Source organism: Stenotrophomonas sp. SrG, from assembly GCF_050031795.1.
Classification (GTDB): Bacteria; Pseudomonadota; Gammaproteobacteria; order Xanthomonadales; family Xanthomonadaceae; genus Stenotrophomonas; species Stenotrophomonas rhizophila_A.
Map to the genome: position 1 here is coordinate 118,620 of NZ_JBNBBE010000013.1, position 21,651 is coordinate 140,270.

Here is a 21,651-nt window from a genome sequence, read left to right on the forward strand (position 1 = left end):
CGAGCATGAGTTCCAACGCTGGCTGGCGTTCTACCAGCTGTATCCCTTCGATGACCTCCATCGCTACCACCGGCCCGCGGCCTTGGTTGGCGCGAGCTTCGGTGGGTCGACGATCCAGAAGAACCTCGAGTACCTGCAGCCGGTTCCGGTTGCCCACGAATTCCCCGATGCCGATCTGCGCACCCTCGCAGCGTTCGGCCTGAAACCACCGAGAGGCTGATCTGATGGCAACTGCCGGCTCCATCGTCGTCGACCTGCTGATGAAGACCGGGTCGTTCGTGACGGACACCCAGCGCGCAGAGAAGTCCATGAAGGGGCTGGAGCGCACTGCGGCCGGCGTCAGCAAGGGCATCGTCACCGGCTTCACGGCCGTGGCCAGCGTCATCGGTGGAGCGGTGGCGGCCTTCGCCAGCGTGGACCTCGCGATCGCCGGGCTCAGCAACGCGATCAACGCCGCGGACAGGATCGACGAGCTGTCGGCCCGCTTCAGCATCTCCACCGAGACGCTGTCGGGTTGGGGCTACGCGGCGAAGATGACCGGCTCCGACCTTGAATCGCTGGTCGGCATCATCCCGAAGTTCTCCAAGAACATCGCCGATGCGTCGAAGGCCGGCAGCGAGGCGGACAGGACCTTCAAGGCCCTCGGCATCTCTGTCAAGGACCAGGCTGGCAACCTGCGCAGCTTCGAAGACCTGCTGCCAGAAGTGCAGAACCGGTTCGCGGGCATCAGCAACGAGACGACGAAGACCGCGCTGGCCATGCAGCTGTTCGGCAAGTCCGGTGCCGAGTTCCTGGAGTTCCTGAGCTTGGGCGCGGATGGGCTCCGCACCATGGAGGAGCGTGCACGGGCGCTGGGGATCGTGATCGATGCCGACACGGCAGGCGCCGCGGCGGAGTTCAACGACCGTGTGGACGACCTACGCGCGGCAACGCAGGGCTGGTTCACCCAGCTGGCAGCCGAGCTACTGCCGACCCTGACCGACCTGACCACTCAGCTGGTGGACATCGCCCGGGAGGGAGGCGGGGTTCGGGACGTGGCCACCTCGATTGCCAGCGCCTTCCATGAGATCGGCAAGGCCGCAGAGATCTTCGGCGTCGTGGAGAACTGGCTCGACCGCCTACGCGGCGGGCTGGTGGCAGTGGAGAAGCAGGGTAACGCGGTGGTGAAGCTGGTCACCGGCCAGTACAGCGGCGTGCTCGGCTCGCAGGGTGGTGGCTGGGAGGGCTTTGCCAGGGACTATCAGGCCGGCACCGCCTACGCCGACAACGGGTGGAAGGCGATGCAGGGCCAGGCCGCCGGTATCCCTGAGGGCGCCCGCAGCGGCCCTCGCGGTCGGCGCACCCAGGCGACCGCCGAGGAGATCCAAGCCACCAAGGACCAGACCGAGCAGCTGCGCAAGGCTGCCGAATGGGAAGGAAAGCTGCAGTCGCTTTGGGGCGAGAGCGCGGAGAAGGCAACGCGGGCGTCGAAGGCCAAGCGCACCGGCATGTCCGAGGAGCAGAAGGCTGCCGATTCGCTGGCCAAGTCCTACGACTCGCTCAATACCAGCATGGACCGCCGGCTCTACCTGTTGGAGCACGGCGACAGCGAGTCGGCCGCCGTCCAGTACGACCTTGAGCGCGGCGAGCTGCAGAAGCTCAGCGACGAGCAGAAGGCGAACTTGCAGAACATGGCCCAGGTGATCGACGCCATGGAGGACTACAAGGCCATCTACGGCGACGGTATCGACTCGATGGCCGGCAAGACCAAGGAAGCGACGGATTCCATGTCGACCTTCGCCGACCAGGCCGCCCGCAACATGCAGAGTTCCTTTGCCGACTTCCTGTTCGACCCGTTCGAGGACGGGTTCGATGGGTTGGTAAAGGGGTTTGCCGACGCCCTGAAGCGGATGGCGGCGGAGGCGGCGTCGGCCGAAATTTTTAAAATGATCGGCAACTGGGCATCCAACTATCAGGGCGGCGGCTCGAGCTGGATCAACACCATCGGCCAGGTGATCGGCAGCTACGCCGGCGGCCGCGCCGGCGGCGGCCCGGTGTCGGGCGACAACGTCTACCGGGTAGGCGAGGGTGGCCGGCCGGAACTGTTTCAGCAGGGCGGCAAGTCCTACCTGATCCCGGGCGATGCCGGCTCCATCGTTCCCGTGACGGCCGGCATGCAGGCATCGAGCGCGACGGGCGCCGGCGGCGCACCGGTGACCGTCATCACGAACGTCACTGTCACCGATGGCGGCGCGCAAACCACGACAAGCGGCAGCAATGATCGAGTCGGGCAGCAGCTCGGCACGCTGGTCAGCAACCTGGTGAAGAAAGAAATGGTGCAGCAGATGAAGCCCGGTGGCCTGCTGTCGGCAGCGGGGGCACGCTGATATGGCAGACGTCTTCACTTGGTGCGTTCGCACCGACCTCACCGGGACCGGCACGTTCGATGTGGCGCAAGCCAAGTTCGGGGACGGCTACAGGCAGACGACCCCGCAGGGCTTGAACAACGAGAGCCAGCAGTGGCCGGTCTCCATCGTGGGGCGCGAGGCAAAGGTGGGGCCGGCCCTGGCGTTCCTCCGTGCCCGGCAGGGTGGCATGTCCTTCCTGTGGACGCCCCCGCTGGGTGTGCAGGGGCTGTATCTCTGCAAGTCCTACAACCTCACCGCTCATGGCAACGGCGTCTACACGCTGAGCGCCACGTTCGAGCAGACATTCCAGCCGTAAAGGGACACCCATGGCACGCCAGATAATCGACACCACTACCAACAACGGAGCGTACATTGGCGATCCTGCGAAGGTGGCTTTCGGCAAGGTCAATGACAATTTTGAAGAGCTCTATCAGAAAGCAGCCGACCTCGCTCAAGCCGTAGCAAAGTCCAGCAACCTTCTCATAAACGGTGATTTTCGCGTCTGGCAGAACGGAACAGGATTTGTGGCAGACGGTTACACCGCTGACATGTGGTCGATTGCCAGCTCGGGTGCTTCCTATAACGCGTACCGCCAAGCGTCAGTAGGCGAGGGCATTTCGTCCGGCTTCGCCCTAGCCGTAGCAGTCAGTGCCAGCGGCACAGGCCTGAACGTCCGGCAGCGAGTCGAGAACATCCAAACGGTAGCCGGTGGTAGGTACACGCTGTCCTTCAAGGCGAAGGGAAACTTCGGCGGCATGGGCCTGGCATGCAGGTTTACTCAAAATTTCGGGAGCGGCGGCAGCGCGTCAGTCGGCATTCCTGGGGTCACGTCAAACCTGACCACCTCGATCCAGAAGTTCAGTTTTACCTTCGACGCACCCTCCGCTGCAGGAAAGACCGTTGGGGCAAACAGTTTCTTCGAAGTTATCTTCGACTTCTTGGGAACGGGGACCTACCAGATCTCCGACGTGAAACTGGTGCCGGGCGAGAACGCTGGCGACTTCGACAGCCTAGGAGACGCGTACGAGACGCTCCGCTGCATGCGGCATTTCCAGAAAAGCTACGACCTTGCCGATGTGCCTGGAACGAGCACCCGCGTTGGTGCTTACGTCTCCGGAATACTGAACGGCTACTTCCTGTCAGCGCCGATACCACCGTTCTTGGTTCCAATGAGGGCAACGCCTGCGGTGACAATTTATGCCGCGCGAAATGGCCAGGCTGGCAACGGGTCTGAGGTTAACGCTGGCGGAGTCTTCGTCGCAAACCGGGTGATAACGGCAGGCAACATCGGGCAGAAGAGCTTCCAGGCTGGTGGCGCGAACACGCTCACTGCCGGATCCACCATCGAGTTTCATTGGACCGCGAACGCGAGGCTCTGACCATGTATACGCTCACCGCCAACCCGGACGAAGTGATCTTCGAAGGAACGACCATCCCTCGCGGGAACCCACTGTGGGATGTGTTCGAGCAGTGGATGGCGGCCGGAAACCGTCCGGCACCCTTACCTCCCCCCTACGAGCTGCACAGTCCACAGCACTACCAGGCGATCCGAGAGGCGGCCTGGGCCTGGATGATGGCTTACGTGCAGGAACGGCGATATGACTCAGTGGAAAGCTGCTGCAGCTACGCCAACAGCACTGTGCCGCGCTATCGGGCCGAGGCCATGGCCATGATCGCGTGGCGCGACGATATCAACCAGGCGCTCGAAGCGCTGGTGGTGGCGCCACCCGACGGCATCGAGACCTGGGAACAGGTCAAGGCCGTTCTGCCGCAGCCTGAGCAGTACTCATGGCCCGCGCAGGTCGAGCTGCCTCTGGGCGTTGAGGCTGGTGTGCCGCTGGAATGATCACCGCAGACGCACAACAGCTCGAGCCGGGTGGGCGAATCACCGTATACGAACTCGACGCCAGCAGCTTCGGTGCTGACCAACTGTTCTTCCACCAGCACTTGCAGTCGGGTGTGATCTGGTGGCAGGGCCAGGAGTACGGCGCCTGGCCGATAGAAGCCACAGGATTCGAACGTACCAGCGACCAGCCGCCGAACCCGCGCCTGCGCGTGAGCAACATCGATGGCCGCATCGGTGCCCTGTGCCTGCTGTTCGATGACCTCGCGGGTGCGCGCCTCATCCGCCGGCAGACGCTGGTGAAGTACCTGGACGCGGCGAACTTCCCAGGCGGGAACCCGACGGCTGACCCGGGCGAGCATTTCCCGGACGAGGTGTGGTTTATCGAACGCAAGGTCTCGGAGGACTTCGAAACCATTGAGTTCGAGCTGACCACAGCGATCGACCTGAACGGTGAGCAGCTGCCCGGCCGGCAGTGTCTGCCTTTTTGCAGCTGGATCCTCAGGGGGGGGTATCGCGGCCCCTACTGCACCTACAACGGCCCACCGGTGGCGGACATCAACGATCAACCGACGGACGATCCCGCAAAGGACGACTGCAGCGGCTTGGTCCGCGCCTGCAAGATGAGGTTCGGCGAGAACAACCCCCTGCCGCATGGCGGTACCCCGGCGGCCGGCCTGCTACGCACCTGACGACCTACCCCACCTGCACATTCCCGCTGCACCTGCAGCCCCCAGCCCGCCTCGTGCGGGCTTTTTCATGGGCGACACCATGCGACAGAGCACCCTGCAGGCCATCCAGGCACACGCCGTGGCCGAGTACCCCCGCGAGTGCTGCGGGCTGATCGTGGCCACCGCCGAGGGCGAAGTTTACGTCCCCTGCCAGAATGCCGCCTCGACGCCGAGCGAGCACTTCCGCCTCCCTGCCGCAGACTATGCCGCGGCTGACGACCTCGGCGAGATCCGCGCTGTTGTGCACAGCCACCCGAATGCGGCAGCCACCCCTTCGGACGCAGACCGTGTCATGTGCGAGGAAAGCGGCCTGGTCTGGCACATCGTGAGCGTTGGCCAGGTTGCCGACGCGGCCCCGGAGTGCGCCGACCTCCAGACCATCCAGCCTTGCGGATTCCGAGCTCCGCTGGTGGGCCGACAGTTCGCTCATGGGGTGCTCGACTGCTACACGCTGGTCAGGGACTTCTATGCCACGAAGCTCGGCGTGCGCCTGTCGCAGTACGAGCGCGAGGACGACTGGTGGGAGAAGGGCCAGGACCTCTACAGCATGGACCGCCTGCTGGCGGAAGGATTCGAGCCGGCCACCGGTGAGCTGCAGCGCGGCGACATGATTTTGATGCAGATCAGGTCGACGGTGACCAACCATGCCGGCGTCTACCTCGGCGACGGGCAGATGCTGCACCACCTCCACGGCCGGCTGTCGGAGCGTGTGCCGTATGGCGGTATGTGGGCGGAGCGCACCCGCTGCATCGTCCGCCACCGCGAGGTGCGTTATGACTGAGCGCGTACGGACCGTGATCCTCTCTGGACCATTGGGCCGGGAGTTCGGACGCGAGTTCCGACTGGCGGTGAACAGCCCCGCCGAGGCCGTGCGCGCCCTGTGCATCATGGTGCCCGGTTTCCAGCAGTTTCTGGCCAAGGCCAAGGACAGGGGGCTGGAGTTCGCCGTGTTCATCGGCCGTCAGAACCTCGGCGTTCACCAGCTCAAAGATCCTCCTGGCAAGGACGTGATCCGCATCGCGCCGGTGCTGGTGGGAGCGAAGCGCGGCGGGGTGCTGCAAACGATAGTTGGGGTGGTGCTGATCGTGATCGGCGCCGTGATGAACGTCTATGTTCCCGGCAGCGGTGCTCCGTTGATCAACCTGGGTGTGAGCATGGTCATCGGCGGCGTCGTCCAGATGCTATCGCCCCAGCCAAAGGGGTTGGGCGCGAAGGACAGCCCAGAGAATGCACCCAGCTACAGCATGAACGGAACCGTCAACACGCAGGCTCAGGGCAATCCCGTGCCCCTTGCCTACGGCGGACATGACACGAAGGGAATGCTGGTTGGCTCTGCTGTCATCAGCGGCGGCATTCTGGCGGAGGATCAGCAGTGAGTCTTCCTGCAGCCTATGCGTTTCCGGGAGTCGAGCTCGCCCTGGCCAAATCGTGTCGGGAGCTTGTTGGCGCTGGCGGTAAGAGCGGCAGCAACGCGCGGACTCCCGTTGAAACCCCGGACAGCCTGCGCTCCATAGCCCGGGCCCGCATCCTTGATCTGGTGTCTGAGGGAGAGCTGCGCGGCCTGGTCGCCGGTAACCAATCCATCTACCTCGATCAGGTTCCGGTGCAGAACGGTGACGGCTCCTTCAATTTCGAAGGGGTCCGGATTGAAACTCGCTCGGGCACGCAGGACCAAGAGCACATAGCGGGATTCCCGGCGGTTGAGAACGAGATCGCCGTAAACGTCGAGCTGCGCGACGACAACCCGGTCGTGCGGAGCGCTACCGGCTCAGACCTGTCTGCAGTTCGACTCCGATTCGGTGTACCTGCGCTGCAGCAGATCAACACCGAGAACGGCGACACCAACGGCTACGCGATCACCTATGCGGTCGACCTTGCCGTCGACAGCGGCCCATACGGAAACGTGCTGGTCGACACCATCCGTGGCAAGACGACCACCCAGTACGAGCGAAGCGTCCGCATTGACCTTCCCGCTGGCTCGCAGTGGCAGGTTCGGATCCGACGACTGACGCCCAATGCGAACAGCTCGACGGTGTCCGACACCATGAACGTGCTGTCGATGACTGAGGTGATCGACGCCAAGCTACGCTACCCAAACTGCGCGCTGGTGGCGGTCGAGGTCGACTCAAGCCAGTTCCAGAACATCCCGACCCGGTCGTATCGGGTGTGGGGCCGGATCGTTCGGATCCCCAGCAACTACGACCCGATCACGCGTACCTATTCGGGCATCTGGGACGGCACCTTCAAACCCGGCTGGACCAACAACCCGGCTTGGGCGTTCTTCGACATCGTGACGAATGACCGGTTTGGCCTGGGCCATCGCATCACGATGGACCTCGTGGACAAGTGGCGCCTCTACCGGATCGCCCAGTACTGCGATCAGCTGGTGAGCGATGGGCAGGGGAGCATGGAACCCCGGTTCACCTGCAGCCTGTACATGCAGACACGGGCCGATGCCTACAAGGTCCTGCAGGACATGGCCTCGATCTTCCGGGGCATCAGCTTCTATGCCGCCGGCCAGGTCATGGCTTCGGCAGATATGCCTGCGGATCCTGTGTTCACCTACAGCCAGGCGAACGTCATCGACGGCCGCTTCACGTACGAGGGCACGGGCCGGAAAGCTCGCCATACCGTCGCGCTGGTGTCGTGGACTGATCCGGATGACTTCGGGCGGCAGAAGGTTGAGACGGTCCAGTACAAGGCCGGCGTACAGCGCTACGGAATCCAGCAGACCGAAGTAACTGCGGTCGGCTGCCACTCGCGATCCCAGGCCCAGCGCATCGGCAACCACATTCTCTACACCGAGAACTTGGAAACCGAGACCGTGGCGTTCAGCGTCGGCCTCGATGTCCTCAACTGTATGCCGGGCGACATCATCCAGATCGCGGACCCGGCACGGGCCGGGCGCCGTAACGCAGGGCGCATCAAGACTGCCGGTGTAGATAGTCTGGTGCTGGACAGGCTCCCTGAAGTGATCGAGCCCGGTGACACGTTGAGGGCCACGCTGCCCAACGGGCGCACTGAAGCCCGGACGGTAGAGCAGGTGGTTGGCAGCACGGTGACCGTCACCGCGCCGTGGTCGGCCATCCCGGTGCCGCAGTCCATCTGGTCGCTGGAAAGCACCGAGCTGGCGCTGCAGCAGTTCCGTGTGCTGGCGATCACCGAGAACCCTCCGAACGACGAGGAGGGAATCACCTACCGGGTCACCGCGCTAAAGCACGTGCCGGGTAAGTACGCCGCGATCGACGACGGCACGCGCCTCGAGCAGCTGCCGGTGAGCATCATCCCGCCCAGCGTCCAGGCTCCACCCACCAATGTGCACCTGACTTCGCATTCGGTGATCGACCAGGGGATCGCGACCCATGTCATGACCATCGCGTGGGACGCTGCACCCAACGCAGTCGCCTACGACGTGGAGTGGCGCCGGGACGACTTGGACTGGGTTCGGGCCGGCCGGGTGGCGGCCGCCAGCATCGATATCCGCGGCGTCTATACCGGCAACTACATTGCGCGGGTGCGTTCGGTAAACGCGGTGAACGCCGTGTCTCTGCCGGCGATGAGCCCGCTGACGGCCATCGAGGGCAAAACGACGCCGCCGCCCCAAGTCACGTCGCTGACCACGACCAGCCTTGTCTTCGCCATCGGACTGGAGTGGGGATTCCCGGCCGGAGCGACCGATACGCAGCGCACGGAGGTCTGGTATAGCCCGTCGCCGGACCGCGCTGCGGCCACAAAGCTCGGGGACTACGCTTACCCCCAAGACCGCCACCAGATCAACGGGCTCGCAGCCGGCACGCGCTTCTACTTCTGGGCGCGTTTGGTGGATCGGAGCGGGAACATCGGCGCCTGGTATCCGGCGGGCACTGGCGTGATGGGCGAGGCAAGCACGGACCAGTCGGATTACGACGCCTACTTCTCAGGCCGGATCACCGAGAGCGCGTTGGGACAGGACCTGCTCACCAAGATTGATTCCATCGACCAGATCGTGCCGCTGGTTTGGGACCCCGATGCGACTTATGAGCCTGGCCAGACCGTGATCTACGGAGGCAAGATCTGGTCCTGGCAGGGTTCTTCGCCGGGCAACGAAGAGCCACCTGGCACTGAATGGCTGGACGTCGGTGTGGCGATCAGCGAGGCCGGGGCATTGGTGGGGCGTGTCGACCAGATCGAGCTGGAGATCATCAACATCGATGGCGAGGTGACCGCGCAGGGGCAGAAGCTCGACGGCCTGTTCGTTCAGCTCGACGTGAACGCAGCCGGCGACACGGATTGGGGCGCCGGCGATACCAATGTCTACGCAGGTACCATCACGATCCAGTCGGTCATCGCCTCTGGCGATCTGGCGCAAGCCAAGCGCGTGGACCAGGTCAACGCCGGCCTGTCCGGCCTCACCGCTACTGTGCAACAGGAATCGCTCGCTCGCGTGACTGGTGATTCCGCGCTGGCCCAGAACATAACCACTGTGCAGGCAAGCCTGCAGCAGACCAACTCGGATCTTGAGGAGACCACGGCTTCGGTATCGCAGGTCTCGCAGGCGGTCGTAACCCTCAATGGAAAGGTCAGCGCCACCTACACGATCCGCGCCCAGGTGGCGTCCGGCGGCCAGATCTACGCCTCGGGCATGGGCCTGGGCGTCGAGCAGCAGCCCGACGGCAGCTATCAGTCCCAGATCCTCATGCAGGCCGACCGGTTCGCGGTGATCAACGTCGCCAACGGCAACATCACCTCGCCGTTCGTGATCCAAGGCGGCCAGACCTTCATCAGCCAGGCTCTCATCGGTACGGGTTGGATCCAGAACGCCATGATCGGCGACGTGATCCAGTCCACGGCGGTAGGGGCTGGCGGCCTGCCGCGGTGGAAGCTCGACAAGAACGGTACGCTGACTATGCGCGGGGCCAGCGCCGGTAGCGGCTTCATGGATCTTTCGGATCAGGCTATTCGGTTCTGGAACCCGGCAGGGACCATCGCCATTTGCGAGTTCGGGGAGCTCCTGTAATGGCGCGAGGAATTCGCCAGCGCGATCCCAATACCGGTGCGATTCTCGTCGACGTCACGTCCAGGCTGCCCAAGATCATCGGCCGTGTGACGCTCTCCGCAGGCGTCGGTGGTTTCGTGGATGTCCCTGTGATGGGAAACAACCCGGCAACGTTCTGGTTCAATGCTGACACGTCTCAGCCGGACTACAACACGTCACCGATCTTCACCTACGACGGCGTGAACAGGATCAGCTGGCAGTATGTGTCGCCGAATCCGCTGTATCAGCGGGGTGGTGTTCTCGTCTACGGGAGGTATTGAGGATGGTCGCGGGCGTGCGGATCAGACCAGAGGATGGATCGCTAATCCAGATTGATCCGACGTGGGAATGCCTTGCGATGAAGACGCAGGGCTCCGTCGTCTGCCCTCTCAACGGAACCACCGGGCGGGGTACGATCATCGTTGGCGGGTGCAACGAGCCAATTCTCGCGATTCGCTGTAATGGTTCTTTCGTCGGGATCCTGTCTAAAACGCAGTCTGGGAACACCTTCACCTGGACTCTGGTGACAAGCGTCCCAGATGCGACGGTGGAGTACTGGGTGTTCGACACCACTGACGTAGCGCAGATGGCGTTCAACACCACCAAGGGTATGCGCTTCCGAAATTCCGCGAACGGTAGGGTGCTGTTCGATTCGCGCTACAAGTACATGCGAATCCTGCAGATGATCAATATGGACGCCGGCACCGGGTCGGTGGATGTGGCGATACCACTGACGTCAGGTTACGCGGTGGCAATCAGCAATTCTGGGTTCTACACGACGGTAGTCGGTGGATCGACTACCCCCGGATTCTGGTTTATTCAACGAGCTGGCTTCGTGGCCGGAATTCGAACGAACACGAACGGCACTGTAAGTGTCGGGCTCATCCAGCTGGCGGCGAGCACTCAAGAAGGGCAGGGCACGCCACCAGCCACCGGTCTCATGGGCAACCGCAATTTGCTGGCCCAAGTCCTGGACATGCGGAACTACTAGCGCACCGTGCGGGGACGCTTTTGCCAGCCGTCCTGGTACTTCACCGACCAAGGTGTCACGAGATAGCCCGGGCGCTGCCAGTTGACCTGCGAGAAGTAGTTCTCCCGGACGTCGACGGCAGTTCCGTTCACTAGGACGTAGGGCTGGGCTGTCTTCGGCAGGTCACAGGTGCTCAGGAAGCCGTCGGTCTTCACCTTCACCAAGTACGGGCCGCTGCCTTCCAGTTGGCCACAGACGGTCGCGCGGGCGGTCTTCGACGCTTCGACTGCGCGCGGTGCGATCCGCACCACGAACGCGTCAAGGCTCTCGCCCGGGTTCGATTGTTCCTGGTACAGGTCAACGGTTCGGGCGTGGATGACTCCGGTATCAGCAGCCGCGGCGGTGCCGGCGGCGGCGATGGAAAAGATGGTGGTAATCAGCACTGCGCGCATAACGCTCTCCATGTGTGATGTCGGAACACCACCAGACTAGCGCCCAAAAATGGCCCTCGCCTGTGAGAGAAGCATTCGCGTTTGGTCTACTCGAATGTCTGCGAACCCTGCCCGCGTCGGGCGCGGCGACGCGTTACTTTCCGGGAACCGACTTACCGTCGGCCATGCATTTCTGCAGCTTCTTTTCGTACTCGTAGCTGTAGGGGTGCAGGCCGTCAAAACCCTTGCATATCCGGTTGTCCTGCTGGTGATACATGGTACTTCCCAGCACGATGGCGGTGATGATGGTCGCAATCGCGATACCTGACTCGCCCACCACCGGGGAAAGATCTGCGTCAAGCCAATCTGCGCTCATAAGCCCTCCAGGATGTGGAACCACCTTGGCAGAGGCTTTGCTGCTCTTCCAGTCGGGGTTTCCCCGACAACCGCTCAGCCTTGTGGTTACACGGGCTCCAAAAGCGCCTCGGCGTTGCTGCGCGGCGTGATGACCGCGCGGCTCACGCGGTAGGCTTCCATCGCCTGAGGCCCGCTGGTCAGCACGTCGCCATGGCGCCGTCGGCGGCGGACTTCATCCACTCTTCGGCTTGTCCAGGGGCCAGCCTGGTGGTTCAACTATTATTGTGTGCTTGGGTTTCCTAAGGGCGAGCTACTGCGCTTGCCCCACACCGCCGCAAAGCCACCCATGCCGCAGGGCGGTGGGCGAGGCTTACTTGGCCGGTTGGTTCGGAGCGTCATTGTCCTGAATGACCAGCTGTGCGCAAGCTGGCGGGTCCTCGGCCCCTCTGCATGCCAGCTGCATTGCTTCACGAGCGGCCGGCAGTCGTCCGGCGGCGCGGAGGGCTGACGCCACGGCAGTGCAGAATGCGGCGCTGGGCTGCTGGCGGCACAGCTTGGCCACTTCATCCAACTCCGCATCGGGCAAGATCGGTTCGCTGGGCATGTCTTTGGTCAACGCAAATGCCTTACCCACGGCCTTTGCGCGCTCGGTATCCTCCGCGTGGCGGCAGGCCTCGGCATCAAAGGCCTCGCTGTCTTCCACGCACACCGCTGGGGGGCTGGACGGGATGCTGTCGTTGGCCATGACCTTGGCGATCACCCACGCGCTGCGAGCTTCGCTGCGGTAGTCCTCGAGCAACCGGTTGCAGGCGGCGGAAACGCCTTCGCTGCACCATCGCCTCCAGCTGTCTGCGCCGGCCCACGTCATCTGGCCGAAGCAGGTAGTGATATCGGCGCGGCAACTGCCGGCTGGAAATGTCGGCGCGGTCTGGCAGCCAGCGTCGGCGTCGAGCGCGTAATGGTGAGTTTCGTCGCTGAGGGTGCGACCATCGCCGCTGACCGCCAGTGTCACCATCCTGCCGCTGGCAATATTGGCCGCTAGCAACTGGTCGCCGTCGTGCTGCAGGTGGTACGGCTCTGCGGCTTGGCCAGGCAGTTGGCCTTCGCCCTGCACCGCGCTGTATACCCGAAGCACGGCGCCGCTGGGTGGGTCCGTGAAGGTGCCACAGGGAGGCGACTGCGCGGCAGCAGGCAGGGCCAGCATGGCCAACAGAGTGAACAGGGCAGCGCGCCAGCGGCGCAGGCGACGGGGGGCAACGGCAAGAAGCACAGCATCATCCTTGATCAGAGAAAAAAATGACGCGGGACGGACCTGCGCCGTAGATACGCAGTAAGCATAGGGCCAGTCAGGCACTTGCGTCAGCCCGCTCCGTACGCTCGGCCGCTTAGGTGCGTTGCTGCGCGGGGCGTTGACGGCGCGGCTGACGCGGTACGCCTCCATCGCCTGGCGGCTCGATGGCCATCACCATCGCCAGGGCACCCACCGGTTCCGAACCCAGGCTGGGCGGGATCTCTAATCGGGCTCTGGATGAATTTTCCGCGCACACAGCAACCGTACTCCCCAGTCAGCGCAAAACTCGGCGCTTGTGGTACATGTGGCCGCCAAGCCCTGCTAGCCTTTGTAGCTCGGGGGGCCGACATTTTAGGAGGGCGGTAAGTGCCTCTTGAAGCACTTGTTTACTGCAGCCGAGTTGCCACTGGTATCACCGTCGACCAGATAAATCCCCTAGTGACGGACGCGGCCTCGCATAACTTGACGGCCGGCGTCACGGGCGTGCTGTTCTGCGACGGGTTGAGCTTTCTTCAATACATTGAGGGGCCCGCAGACGGGATCGCCGCCACCTACGCCCGGATCCTCGCAGCCACCAGCCATACAGCAATTGAGGTGCTAGGTACGCGGAGTGGAGGCGCTCGCCGGTTCCCCCATTGGTCGATGCGCTGGCTCCCGCTTGAACAGGTCGATTTTCGGATCACAAGGGCTAGTGAATGGCGCGATCTAGCGCGACGGAGAGAAGGAGCTATGTTCCAGGTGCCAACCGGGGTCGACAGAATGGCCACGCTGGTACGGCCGTACTTGAACTAATCGCCGAGCCGCCCGCGCACTGGAACCATGGTTGCACGATGTCTCTTCGCGCGGCCTTCACGGGACGCAGAGGAAATTTTGTCCTGGAACTTGGGGGAGGCATCCGTGCTGCATCGGGTGGCTCATGCTGTGCTGAAGTAGTGGTTGCAGTAGCAGCTCGGGTTATGCAGGCAGGGCAATAAGATTGGCTGAGAACCGGTCGCCTGCGTAGCCCGGGCTTTTGCCTAATTGTGACCAGAAGATCGGGTGCGCAAAGGTGGCGTGTCGCCTGCCGGGCCTGACAGCGCAGCGGCCGCCTCAATCTGATCGCGCAGGATAGATATTCCTTGTGTTATGGCGGCGCTATACATAGCGTCGTCGTCCAAGTGAGCGGAGGTGGCGCGGTGTTCAAGACCTTCCGAGGCCGCAATCAAAACTTCTGGGTTGGGGTGGGTGGCTATCAGCAGTCGCAGGCCGTACTCCATAGCCTTGAGGTGCCCCAATATCGCTTGCACTTGAACTTCAAGCGCTTCAATTCGTTCGAGTTCCGGACTACTCACCTTCTTGGGTCTCCTTCCGTTCAGCCTCGCCGAGGGCCGGCTGATGCATGGGTCTAATCCTACGATCATGCTCGCGGGAGCTTCAATCGCCATTGTCGACGACCATCAGATCGTAGCGCAGGCCCTGCAGCTACTGGTCGACGGTCACGGTGCGACTTCGGAAGTGTTCACGTCCGGTGAGGCGCTGCTGAAGCGTCTGCCGGAGTCAACTTGGCACCTCATCCTGTTAGATCTCAGCATGCCTGGCATGAGTGGGCTCGAAGTCCTCGAGGAGTTGAGGTCCCGCCGGTGCGACATTGCCGTCCTCGTCGTTTCGATGCACGACAATCCGGCGTATGTGCGGCGAGCCTTGGACTTGGGCGCTAGAGGGTATGTCCGTAAAGACGCTTCGGCCGACCAATTGTTGGAGGCTATCGACAAGGCCACCCATGGCCTGCCTGCCATTAGCCAGGACGCAGCAAGGTGTTTGATTGCGCGGCAGCGTGGCACCAAGCCATTCCCGTCCAGGGCGGAGATTCTGGTTCTGCGGGAGGTTCTCCAAGGTCATCGCGCGCGCGACATCGCGGTGGCCCTTGGGATATCGAAGCGGACGGTCGAGTCGCATAAGGCACGCCTCATGCAGTACTACCAGGTCAGGTCAACACTGGAGTTGATCCGGTGCGCGGAAGATGATGGCCTAGTGCGACCGCCCGCATCCGCGAAAATGAACGTTTAAGAATGCACGGTAGGTCGCGATTTCGTTGGCCGATATGATGTACCGTTCAGGGCAAAGCCCCATTAAGGATTCATCGTGCCGTTGCTCGCCTTTGCTTACGCCAGCCAGGCCACAGAAGGTCTTCCTGCCGACAAGATCGAGCAGCTGAGTCGTGACGCTGCTTCGTTCAACGCGCTAGCAGGGGTTACTGGCCTCCTGCTTTTTGACGGTGCGCGCTTCCTGCAGTACTTGGAGGGGCCCGACGATGGGATCGAAACCGTCTACTCCCGAATCCGCTTCGCGACCAGCCATTGCGATCTGGTCGAATTGGCGCGCGGCCGGGTCAGCAAGCGGCGGTTTCCGTACTGGTCGATGCGCTGGATTCCTGTAGAGGTAGCGGCTTTGCGCGAAGCGACCTTCAGTGACTGGACAAGCCTCGCTCAGCGTAAACCTGGGTCGCGGACCCAGCCCACCGGCGTGGACCGTTTAACTGAACTTGCCGCGCCATACATCATCTGATTCCGGGGTCAGCCTGGCGGATCAGACGCCCGGGAGCGGTCGCGTCCCACGAACAGGTCGAAACGGGCATTGCTGATGGCCTGGCGGGCGCCGCACCCTGAGCAGCAGAGGACGGTCCCGCCCTTGATGTTCTCGAGTTCGGGTAGACCCTTTGCGTGCAGGACCGTTTTGCATTTCAGGCATGTCGCGCGCACGGCAGTGATGAACGTGAAATGTTCGGGCGTTCCTTCGCTTTGTCCCGAGACTTCGTGTAGATGGAAGGAGCCTGTGTTGGGCATGTCGGCAAAATTTATTAACCACTCTTTAACGTAGCAATTTCACCGGTAAAGCCACCGTGAGCGCGCTGTCGCGACTTTGTCGTCCTCATCGTCGCAGGATTTGAGAGCGGGACCCGTAGGATTCCGCGCCATGCTCCCGCCCGACTTCCACTGGCGCTCCGTGGCCTCCCGCCCCGACGGGAAGGACGACAGCGTGTTCTGCGACGGCACGCAAGTGCTGCGGCTGTCCGAGCGAATCAACGGGGGAGGGTGGTTTGCCAACCTCAACACTCAGCGGCCAGAGCGGGAGCGCTGGACCACGCGGGAATGCACCAGCTACGAGCAGGGAAAGGCAGGCGCGGTGCTCTGGGTCATCCGACACCAGGCCCGGCTACGGGCGGAGATCGACCGGCTGCGGGTTGCCCGCGCTGCCGGCAAGCGGTAACCCCAAAACTGACCCCACGTCACAGCTAACCCCTTAATTCCGCAAGAGCGCACGTGATCGCGGCAGATCGGCTTAGTCGTTGTTTTTGTTGATCCTCCGCGACCTTGACATGGTAGGGGATTGCCGATCGGTCAAATGCTACGCTTGCGAGGCGTTGTCCTTGCTGGAAGTGAATATGGAAATCCAAGGCCATCAATCTGATTCGTTAGTAGATCCGTTCTCTATAGCGCTCGCAGTACCTCTTGCTCAGGCCTATGCAGATATGGGTTTACGGCAATACAACGAGTTAGCGGAGATGTACAAATCGAACATGGAGGGCTCAACCAACTTCATAATCGACGGAAGCGCTGCCATCGCCTCTGCTACTGTGCTAGCTCTGTCTGCCGAGCTGTTGCTAAAGATCGCGAATTTTCAGGCAACGGGCAGGTATCCAAAAGGCCATGATCTTGCCGCGCTGGTACGATCGCTTCCATCTGAACAGACTGATTTTTTGAGTTCGGCGTACAGCCAGTTGGTCGCGGCTAATCCGAACTTGCTTTCTTTCAAAATACAGTTGCTTCCTTCTGGAACGGAGTCTCCAGCAGGGCCGGGAGAAACTAGGGCGCCAATGACTTTTGATGACGCCGTAGCGCAAGCGGCACCGCTTTTCGTAAAGCTCCGATACCTATACGAACAAGTAACCAAAGGGTTTGATTCGACAATAGACTTTCGCGGCCTGCTTCCTTTGGTAAACGGTCTACTGGGCCTCGTAGCCGCACCTCGATCAGGCCCTCGATGGACCATCTCGACAGGAGAGCCGAGCACGAAAGGTTACTCAATTGACCGGGGAGACTTTTGAGTTAGAGCTGGACAGCGCCGCACAGGCCGGATCGTGGACAACTTGTCCATACTGCGCGGATCTGCCCCCCACGCGCAGACTATCGAGGTAGTCCGCCCAGTCCTGCATCATCCGCGTCCGCTCCACTAGGTGCGTGGTGCGGTTGTAGGCCCGGCCATTCGGATCCTTGACCGTGTGGGCCAGCTGGTGCTCGATGATGTCGGGCCGGAACCCCAGCACCTCGTCCAGAATCGTGCGCGCGGTCGCCCGGAAGCCGTGCCCCGTCATCTGGTCACCCTCAAATCCCATGCGGCGTAAGGCGCTGTTGACGGTGTTCTCGCTCAGCGGGCGGGCGCTGCTGTTGCGGCCGGGGAACACGAACCGGCCCCGGTTCGTGAGCGGGTGGATCTCGCGAAGGATCTCCATGGCCTGGCGCGACAGCGGCACCAGATGCTCCGTGCGCATCTTCATCCGGGAGGCCGGAATCAGCCAGAGGCCGGCGTCCAGATCGAACTCCGACCACTCCGCCTGTCGCAGCTCCCCGGGGCGCAGGAATACCAGCGGCGCCAGGGCGAGGGCCCAGCGGGTGACCGCACGCCCGGTGTACGCGTGGATGGCGCGCAGCAGCGGCGCCAGGTCCTTGGCATCGGTGATTGCCGCGTAGTGGCGCTTCGGCTTCGGCTGCAGGGCGCCGCGCAGGTCGGCCACCGGGTTTCGCTTCGCGATGCCCGAGGCGATGGCATACCGCATGATCTGGCCGCAGTTCTGGATTACCCGGTGCCCCGACTCGATGGCTCCGCGGCGCTCCATGCGCCGAGCGATCGAAAGGAAGTCGGGCGCTTCCAGGTCGGCTGCTTGCCGGGACCCGATCCAAGGCAGCACGTCGTTCTCCATCCACGCCTCCACCTTCACCCGGTAGGACTCGGCCCAGATCCGCCCCTTCATCCACTCGCGCGCGATCACGCCGAACGTGAGCGCGTCCATGCCGGCCTTGGCGGCCGCGGCATCCTTCTTCTGCTGGCCGGGGTCGGTACCGGTGGCCAGCAGCCGCCTGGCATCCTCGCGGCGGTTGCGCGCAAGCTGCAGCGAGACCTCGGGGTACACCCCCAGCGCCAGTCGCTTCTCCTTCCCGTTGAAGCGGTACTTCATCCGCCACCATCGCCCACCGGCCGGGGAGATCTCCAGGTAGAGACCGCCGCCGTCGAAGAGCTTCTGGGTTTTGCCGGTCGGCTTGGAGCGCCGAATCGCGAGATCGGAGAGTGGGGGCATCGGTTTTGGGGGCGGAGGGCAGGTGCCCCAAAATATGCCCCCACTGTCTCACCAGCTGCAACGCTACGGACCGGTCTGGACCGGCCAATGAAAAAGGCCGGAAGCCCTGTTTTTGCAGGTATTCCGGCCTTCTTCGCGCCCCCTCGGGCGAGTGTTTGGTGGAGCCAAGGAGGATCGAACTCCTGACCTCGTCATTGCGAACGACGCGCTCTCCCAGCTGAGCTATGGCCCCGATGTAGTGCAACACGGCTTGGGAACCGCGATGCGATCAAGTGTAGCGCCGTGCACCCCGGGCTGCCAAGGCCCCGCGCTGCATCTGCCCACTTGCGTTACTCAACCCAGTGCCGCCAGCGCGATCTGCTCAACCTTCGCCTTGTTCAAGGAACCCACGTTTCCGGCCTAAGGCCCGGGACGGGAGTGCCGTTCGCGGCAGCACCCCTCTGAACTTGAGGAAATTGCCCCGCTTTCTGAACGCAGCTGCGGCTTTGTGAAGATGCGCCCGGGAGACATTGCTTTGAAATCAATCGCTTAGAGAAAACGAAAGGTCCAATCTTTTTGTCTTCTTTTACGTAAAGAGGACCACTTCGGTGCCGATAAGAAATGTGACGTAACTCTCAATCCATCCTCCCCCTCGAGTACCAACGATGACGACCCGTGCCGCCACCGTTTTCTCTACCTCCATCGGCGCGCGCCTGGCGCTGTTGATGGGCCTGATTACCACCGTCGCCTTCGTGGCGCTGGCGGTGCTGATCTACCGCCAGGCCGCAACCAGCTACCAGCAGCGTGTTGAAGCTGGCCTGCAGTCGTCCACCGAGTTGATGCGCGACTCGGTGGAACTGTACGACCGCAGCCTGAGCGACAGCACCCAGCGCATGGCCGGGATCTTCCGCGGCATGCTGCCCGCCGGCGATGTCAGCGTTGACGCGGCCAAGACCGTGACCGTGGGCGAGCGGCAGACCCCGACCCTGCAGTTCGGCACCGAGGTGCTCAACCTGCAGGAGGCCGTAGTGGACCGCTTTGCCGAGGCCACTGGCGGCGGCGTAGCCACGGTGTTCGTGCGCGATGGCGACGATTTCGTGCGCGTGTCCACCTCGGTGCGCAACGCCGAAGGCGCACGTGCCATGGGCACGGTGCTCGACCACGCCAGCCCGGCCTATGCCAAGGTCATCGCAGGTGAGGGGTACACCGGTCCGGTGCGGCTGTTCGGGGTGGATTACATGACCCACTACATGCCGATCAAGGATGCCGCCGGTGAGGTTGCCGCGATCGCCTTCGTCGGCCAGAACTACACCGAAGGCCTGGCGGCGCTTAAGGCGCGGCTGCGGGAATCCAAGCTGGGCAAGCAAGGTCACTTCCTGGCAGTCAACACCAAGGCCGGCGACCAGTTCGGTACGGTGATGGCGTCGTTCGCCGGCGAAGGCGAGCTCCTGTCCTCCCTGGTGGACCCGGCCGACCAGGCCACGCTGGAGGCGCTGCTGGCCGGCAAGGCCAGCCAGGCAACGCTGCACCTGCGTACCGCCAAGGACGCCGCGCCGCAGACCTATTTCGTCAGCGCCCAGGCCTACGGCCCGTGGCAGTGGACGGTACTCGGCCTGGAACCGACCTCGGTGCTGCAGGCCGTGCTGCACAAGTTGATGCTGCAGATCGGCGTGGTGTCCGGCCTGGGCCTGCTCGCGGTGATCGTGGCGCTCATCGTCGTGGTCCGTCGCGTCATCAGCGCCCCCCTGGCGCAGGCCGGGCAGGTCGCGCGCGACGTCGCGGCGGGCCGCCTGGACCAGCGCATCGTGGTGCACAGCCAGGACGAGGTCGGCCGCCTGATGGGCGCGCTGCAGCAGATGCAGGCCAAGCTGCGCGAGATCATCCAGGCGCAGAACGAAATGAGCCAGCGGCATGCCGAAGGGGCGATCAGCCACCGCATCGATGCCAGCCGCTTCGAGGGCGAGTTCGGCACCATGGTGACCGGGACCAATGAACTGGTTGCCGCGCATATCGGGGTCAAGATGCGCATGGTGGACCTGGTGCGCCGCTACGCCGATGGCGACCTGTCCCAGCCGATGGAGCAGCTGCCGGGCGAAAAGGCGCGCATCACCGAGGCAGTGAACGGCGTGCGCGACCGCCTGCAGGCGATCAATGGCGAGATCAAGCACCTGGTGGCGGCGGCCGCCGCTGGTGACTTCAGCGTGCGCGGCAATGCCGAGGCCTACCAGTACGACTTCCGCGTGATGGTCGAAGGGCTCAATGCCCTGATGGTCACCGCCGACCGCAACCTCAGCGCGCTGTCCGGGCTGCTGCGTGCGCTGGCCGAAGGCGACCTGCGCGGCCGTATCGAGGGTCAGTTCCAGGGCGTGTTCGCGACCATGCGCGACGATGCCAATGCCACCGTGGCGCAGCTGACCCGTATCGTTGGTGGGATCCAGCAGGCGGCCGTGTCGGTCGCCACGGCGTCGGCGGAAATCGCCGCCGGCAACGACGACCTGTCCAAGCGCACCGAGCAGCAGGCCGCGAGCCTGGAGGAATCGGCCGCGTCGCTGGAAGAGCTGACCGCTGCCGTGAAGCAGAACGCCGACCATGCACGTCGCGCCGACCGCCTGGCGGCAGAGGCGGCCGAGGTGGCGGTGCAGGGCGGCAACGCGGTGGCGCAGGTGGTGGAGACCATGGGCGGCATCGAAGCGTCCTCGCGCCGCATCGCCGACATCACCACCGTCATCGATGGCATCGCGTTCCAGACCAACATCCTGGCGCTCAACGCCGCGGTGGAAGCGGCGCGCGCGGGTGAGGAAGGCCGTGGGTTTGCCGTGGTGGCCTCGGAAGTGCGCGCGCTGGCGCAGCGCTCGGCCAGTGCGGCCAAGGAGATCAAGGCGCTGATCGACGCGTCTGCGACCCAGGTGGCCGACGGCAGCGCATTGGCCAGCGAGGCGGGGCAGACCCTGCAGCGCGTGGTGGCATCGGTTGGGGAGCTGGGCGGGCTGATCGAAGAGATCGCCAACGCCAGCCAGGAACAGGCGGCAGGGATCGAGCAGGTCAACCAGAGCATCGTGCAGATGGATGGTGTGACCCAGCAGAACGCTGCCCTCGTCGAGGAGGCTTCGGCCGCTGCGCGTGCATTGAACGCGCAGTCGTCCGAGCTGCAGCAATCGGTCGGGCAGTTCCGCCTGGCCGACGCGCAGCCCGCGCGCAGGGAGCGCGTTGCGGCCTGATCGGGTGCGGTGGCGGCAGCGAGGGGGAGTCGCAGACCCCAACCCCCGCTCAAAATGAACCCGTATGGCCCGGTCAGCAAAGGCTCCGGCAACATACG

At 63.4% G+C, this 21,651-nt stretch carries 23 protein-coding genes and 1 tRNA gene; 17 read left to right on the top strand and 7 right to left on the bottom strand.

Features of this window, described 5'->3' with window-relative positions; translation table 11 throughout:
* The first annotated feature begins 37 nt into the window (after positions 1 to 37).
* The 11 genes from ACQG3P_RS13790 to ACQG3P_RS13840 all read left to right on the top strand — a co-directional run bounded on the left by ACQG3P_RS13790 (position 38) and on the right by ACQG3P_RS13840 (position 10,966).
* Positions 38 to 220, top strand: coding sequence for a hypothetical protein (locus tag ACQG3P_RS13790; protein ID WP_426805422.1), 183 nt, complete (start codon positions 38 to 40; stop codon positions 218 to 220).
* Positions 221 to 224: 4 nt separating this feature from the next.
* A complete protein-coding gene (locus ACQG3P_RS13795) occupies positions 225 to 2,366 on the top strand; it encodes a hypothetical protein (protein WP_426805393.1) in 2,142 nt (713 codons plus the stop codon).
* 1 nt (position 2,367) lies between these two features.
* Positions 2,368 to 2,703 (top strand): phage tail protein, encoded by a 336-nt coding sequence (locus ACQG3P_RS13800; protein WP_426805394.1) that lies wholly within the window; start codon positions 2,368 to 2,370, stop codon positions 2,701 to 2,703.
* Between the two features lie 10 nt (positions 2,704 to 2,713).
* Positions 2,714 to 3,766: a hypothetical protein gene (locus tag ACQG3P_RS13805; protein ID WP_426805395.1), complete on the top strand. Its 1,053-nt coding sequence runs from the start codon at positions 2,714 to 2,716 to the stop codon at positions 3,764 to 3,766.
* A 2-nt stretch (positions 3,767 to 3,768) separates the two neighbouring features.
* Positions 3,769 to 4,233: a hypothetical protein gene (locus ACQG3P_RS13810; protein WP_426805396.1), complete on the top strand. Its 465-nt coding sequence runs from the start codon at positions 3,769 to 3,771 to the stop codon at positions 4,231 to 4,233.
* Positions 4,230 to 4,922, top strand: coding sequence for a phage minor tail protein L (locus ACQG3P_RS13815; protein ID WP_426805397.1), 693 nt, complete (start codon positions 4,230 to 4,232; stop codon positions 4,920 to 4,922). The genes ACQG3P_RS13810 and ACQG3P_RS13815 overlap by 4 nt, the downstream gene beginning before the upstream one ends.
* A gap of 79 nt (positions 4,923 to 5,001) precedes the next feature.
* On the top strand, positions 5,002 to 5,742 hold the full coding sequence (locus tag ACQG3P_RS13820; RefSeq protein WP_426805398.1) for a C40 family peptidase: 741 nt from the start codon (positions 5,002 to 5,004) through the stop codon (positions 5,740 to 5,742).
* Positions 5,735 to 6,337, top strand: a complete 603-nt coding sequence (locus ACQG3P_RS13825) for a tail assembly protein (protein WP_426805399.1) — start codon at positions 5,735 to 5,737, stop codon at positions 6,335 to 6,337. The genes ACQG3P_RS13820 and ACQG3P_RS13825 overlap by 8 nt, the downstream gene beginning before the upstream one ends.
* Positions 6,334 to 9,957 carry a phage tail protein gene (locus ACQG3P_RS13830; protein WP_426805400.1) on the top strand — a complete coding sequence of 1,208 codons (3,624 nt, stop codon included), beginning with the start codon at positions 6,334 to 6,336 and terminating at the stop codon, positions 9,955 to 9,957. Before ACQG3P_RS13825 ends, ACQG3P_RS13830 begins: the two co-directional genes overlap by 4 nt.
* Positions 9,957 to 10,256 (top strand): hypothetical protein, encoded by a 300-nt coding sequence (locus ACQG3P_RS13835; RefSeq protein ID WP_426805401.1) that lies wholly within the window; start codon positions 9,957 to 9,959, stop codon positions 10,254 to 10,256. Before ACQG3P_RS13830 ends, ACQG3P_RS13835 begins: the two co-directional genes overlap by 1 nt.
* A gap of 77 nt (positions 10,257 to 10,333) precedes the next feature.
* Positions 10,334 to 10,966: a hypothetical protein gene (locus ACQG3P_RS13840; RefSeq protein ID WP_426805402.1), complete on the top strand. Its 633-nt coding sequence runs from the start codon at positions 10,334 to 10,336 to the stop codon at positions 10,964 to 10,966.
* On the opposite strand, the gene ACQG3P_RS13845 is transcribed toward ACQG3P_RS13840, so the two are convergent.
* From ACQG3P_RS13845 to ACQG3P_RS13860, 4 genes are all read right to left on the bottom strand, one after another.
* Positions 10,963 to 11,397 carry a hypothetical protein gene (locus tag ACQG3P_RS13845; RefSeq protein ID WP_426805403.1) on the bottom strand — a complete coding sequence of 145 codons (435 nt, stop codon included), beginning with the start codon at positions 11,395 to 11,397 and terminating at the stop codon, positions 10,963 to 10,965. The two genes, ACQG3P_RS13840 and ACQG3P_RS13845, sit on opposite strands and share 4 nt — an antisense overlap.
* Before the next feature lie 133 nt (positions 11,398 to 11,530).
* Complete coding sequence (locus ACQG3P_RS13850) at positions 11,531 to 11,752, bottom strand: hypothetical protein (RefSeq protein ID WP_426805404.1); 222 nt, start codon at positions 11,750 to 11,752, stop codon at positions 11,531 to 11,533.
* A gap of 86 nt (positions 11,753 to 11,838) precedes the next feature.
* Positions 11,839 to 11,973, bottom strand: coding sequence for a hypothetical protein (locus tag ACQG3P_RS13855; protein WP_426805405.1), 135 nt, complete (start codon positions 11,971 to 11,973; stop codon positions 11,839 to 11,841).
* Positions 11,974 to 12,103: 130 nt separating this feature from the next.
* Entirely contained in the window at positions 12,104 to 13,174 is a 1,071-nt protein-coding gene (locus tag ACQG3P_RS13860) for a hypothetical protein (RefSeq protein ID WP_426805406.1), read from the bottom strand.
* A 216-nt stretch (positions 13,175 to 13,390) separates the two neighbouring features.
* Between ACQG3P_RS13860 and ACQG3P_RS13865 the strand changes: the two genes are divergently transcribed.
* On the top strand, positions 13,391 to 13,816 hold the full coding sequence (locus tag ACQG3P_RS13865; protein ID WP_426805407.1) for a BLUF domain-containing protein: 426 nt from the start codon (positions 13,391 to 13,393) through the stop codon (positions 13,814 to 13,816).
* A gap of 224 nt (positions 13,817 to 14,040) precedes the next feature.
* Here the strand turns inward: ACQG3P_RS13865 and ACQG3P_RS13870 are convergent, their stop codons facing one another.
* Complete coding sequence (locus ACQG3P_RS13870; RefSeq protein ID WP_426805408.1) at positions 14,041 to 14,355, bottom strand: hypothetical protein; 315 nt, start codon at positions 14,353 to 14,355, stop codon at positions 14,041 to 14,043.
* Between the two features lie 4 nt (positions 14,356 to 14,359).
* Here ACQG3P_RS13870 and ACQG3P_RS13875 point away from each other — a divergent pair, with 4 nt between their 5' ends.
* From ACQG3P_RS13875 to ACQG3P_RS13890, 4 genes are all read left to right on the top strand, one after another.
* Positions 14,360 to 15,070, top strand: coding sequence for a response regulator transcription factor (locus ACQG3P_RS13875; protein WP_426805409.1), 711 nt, complete (start codon positions 14,360 to 14,362; stop codon positions 15,068 to 15,070).
* Between the two features lie 75 nt (positions 15,071 to 15,145).
* Positions 15,146 to 15,568 carry a BLUF domain-containing protein gene (locus tag ACQG3P_RS13880; protein ID WP_426805410.1) on the top strand — a complete coding sequence of 141 codons (423 nt, stop codon included), beginning with the start codon at positions 15,146 to 15,148 and terminating at the stop codon, positions 15,566 to 15,568.
* Between the two features lie 408 nt (positions 15,569 to 15,976).
* Positions 15,977 to 16,270 carry a hypothetical protein gene (locus ACQG3P_RS13885; protein ID WP_426805411.1) on the top strand — a complete coding sequence of 98 codons (294 nt, stop codon included), beginning with the start codon at positions 15,977 to 15,979 and terminating at the stop codon, positions 16,268 to 16,270.
* Between the two features lie 160 nt (positions 16,271 to 16,430).
* Entirely contained in the window at positions 16,431 to 17,108 is a 678-nt protein-coding gene (locus ACQG3P_RS13890) for a hypothetical protein (protein ID WP_426805412.1), read from the top strand.
* Here ACQG3P_RS13890 and ACQG3P_RS13895 read toward each other — a convergent pair.
* Positions 17,085 to 18,356: a tyrosine-type recombinase/integrase gene (locus tag ACQG3P_RS13895; protein ID WP_426805413.1), complete on the bottom strand. Its 1,272-nt coding sequence runs from the start codon at positions 18,354 to 18,356 to the stop codon at positions 17,085 to 17,087. The two genes, ACQG3P_RS13890 and ACQG3P_RS13895, sit on opposite strands and share 24 nt — an antisense overlap.
* A 156-nt stretch (positions 18,357 to 18,512) precedes the next feature.
* Positions 18,513 to 18,588: transfer RNA gene (locus tag ACQG3P_RS13900), tRNA-Ala, on the bottom strand.
* Between the two features lie 412 nt (positions 18,589 to 19,000).
* Here ACQG3P_RS13900 and ACQG3P_RS13905 point away from each other — a divergent pair.
* Positions 19,001 to 21,553, top strand: a complete 2,553-nt coding sequence (locus ACQG3P_RS13905) for a Cache 3/Cache 2 fusion domain-containing protein (protein ID WP_426805414.1) — start codon at positions 19,001 to 19,003, stop codon at positions 21,551 to 21,553.
* Positions 21,554 to 21,651: the final 98 nt, after the last annotated feature.

Excerpts from the sequence above, each read along its gene's own strand:
- ACQG3P_RS13795 (WP_426805393.1), top strand. The coding sequence starts at position 225 with ATGGCAACTGCCGGCTCCATCGTCGTCGACCTGCTGATGAAGACCGGG.
- ACQG3P_RS13800 (WP_426805394.1), top strand. The coding sequence starts at position 2,368 with ATGGCAGACGTCTTCACTTGGTGCGTTCGCACCGACCTCACCGGGACC.
- ACQG3P_RS13805 (WP_426805395.1), top strand. The coding sequence starts at position 2,714 with ATGGCACGCCAGATAATCGACACCACTACCAACAACGGAGCGTACATT.
- ACQG3P_RS13810 (WP_426805396.1), top strand. The coding sequence starts at position 3,769 with ATGTATACGCTCACCGCCAACCCGGACGAAGTGATCTTCGAAGGAACG.
- ACQG3P_RS13815 (WP_426805397.1), top strand. The coding sequence starts at position 4,230 with ATGATCACCGCAGACGCACAACAGCTCGAGCCGGGTGGGCGAATCACC.
- ACQG3P_RS13820 (WP_426805398.1), top strand. The coding sequence starts at position 5,002 with ATGCGACAGAGCACCCTGCAGGCCATCCAGGCACACGCCGTGGCCGAG.
- ACQG3P_RS13825 (WP_426805399.1), top strand. The coding sequence starts at position 5,735 with ATGACTGAGCGCGTACGGACCGTGATCCTCTCTGGACCATTGGGCCGG.
- ACQG3P_RS13835 (WP_426805401.1), top strand. The coding sequence starts at position 9,957 with ATGGCGCGAGGAATTCGCCAGCGCGATCCCAATACCGGTGCGATTCTC.
- ACQG3P_RS13840 (WP_426805402.1), top strand. The coding sequence starts at position 10,334 with ATGAAGACGCAGGGCTCCGTCGTCTGCCCTCTCAACGGAACCACCGGG.
- ACQG3P_RS13845 (WP_426805403.1), bottom strand. The coding sequence starts at position 11,397 with ATGCGCGCAGTGCTGATTACCACCATCTTTTCCATCGCCGCCGCCGGC.
- ACQG3P_RS13850 (WP_426805404.1), bottom strand. The coding sequence starts at position 11,752 with ATGAGCGCAGATTGGCTTGACGCAGATCTTTCCCCGGTGGTGGGCGAG.
- ACQG3P_RS13860 (WP_426805406.1), bottom strand. The coding sequence starts at position 13,174 with ATGGAGGCGTACCGCGTCAGCCGCGCCGTCAACGCCCCGCGCAGCAAC.
- ACQG3P_RS13885 (WP_426805411.1), top strand. The coding sequence starts at position 15,977 with ATGCTCCCGCCCGACTTCCACTGGCGCTCCGTGGCCTCCCGCCCCGAC.
- ACQG3P_RS13895 (WP_426805413.1), bottom strand. The coding sequence starts at position 18,356 with ATGCCCCCACTCTCCGATCTCGCGATTCGGCGCTCCAAGCCGACCGGC.
- ACQG3P_RS13905 (WP_426805414.1), top strand. The coding sequence starts at position 19,001 with ATGACGACCCGTGCCGCCACCGTTTTCTCTACCTCCATCGGCGCGCGC.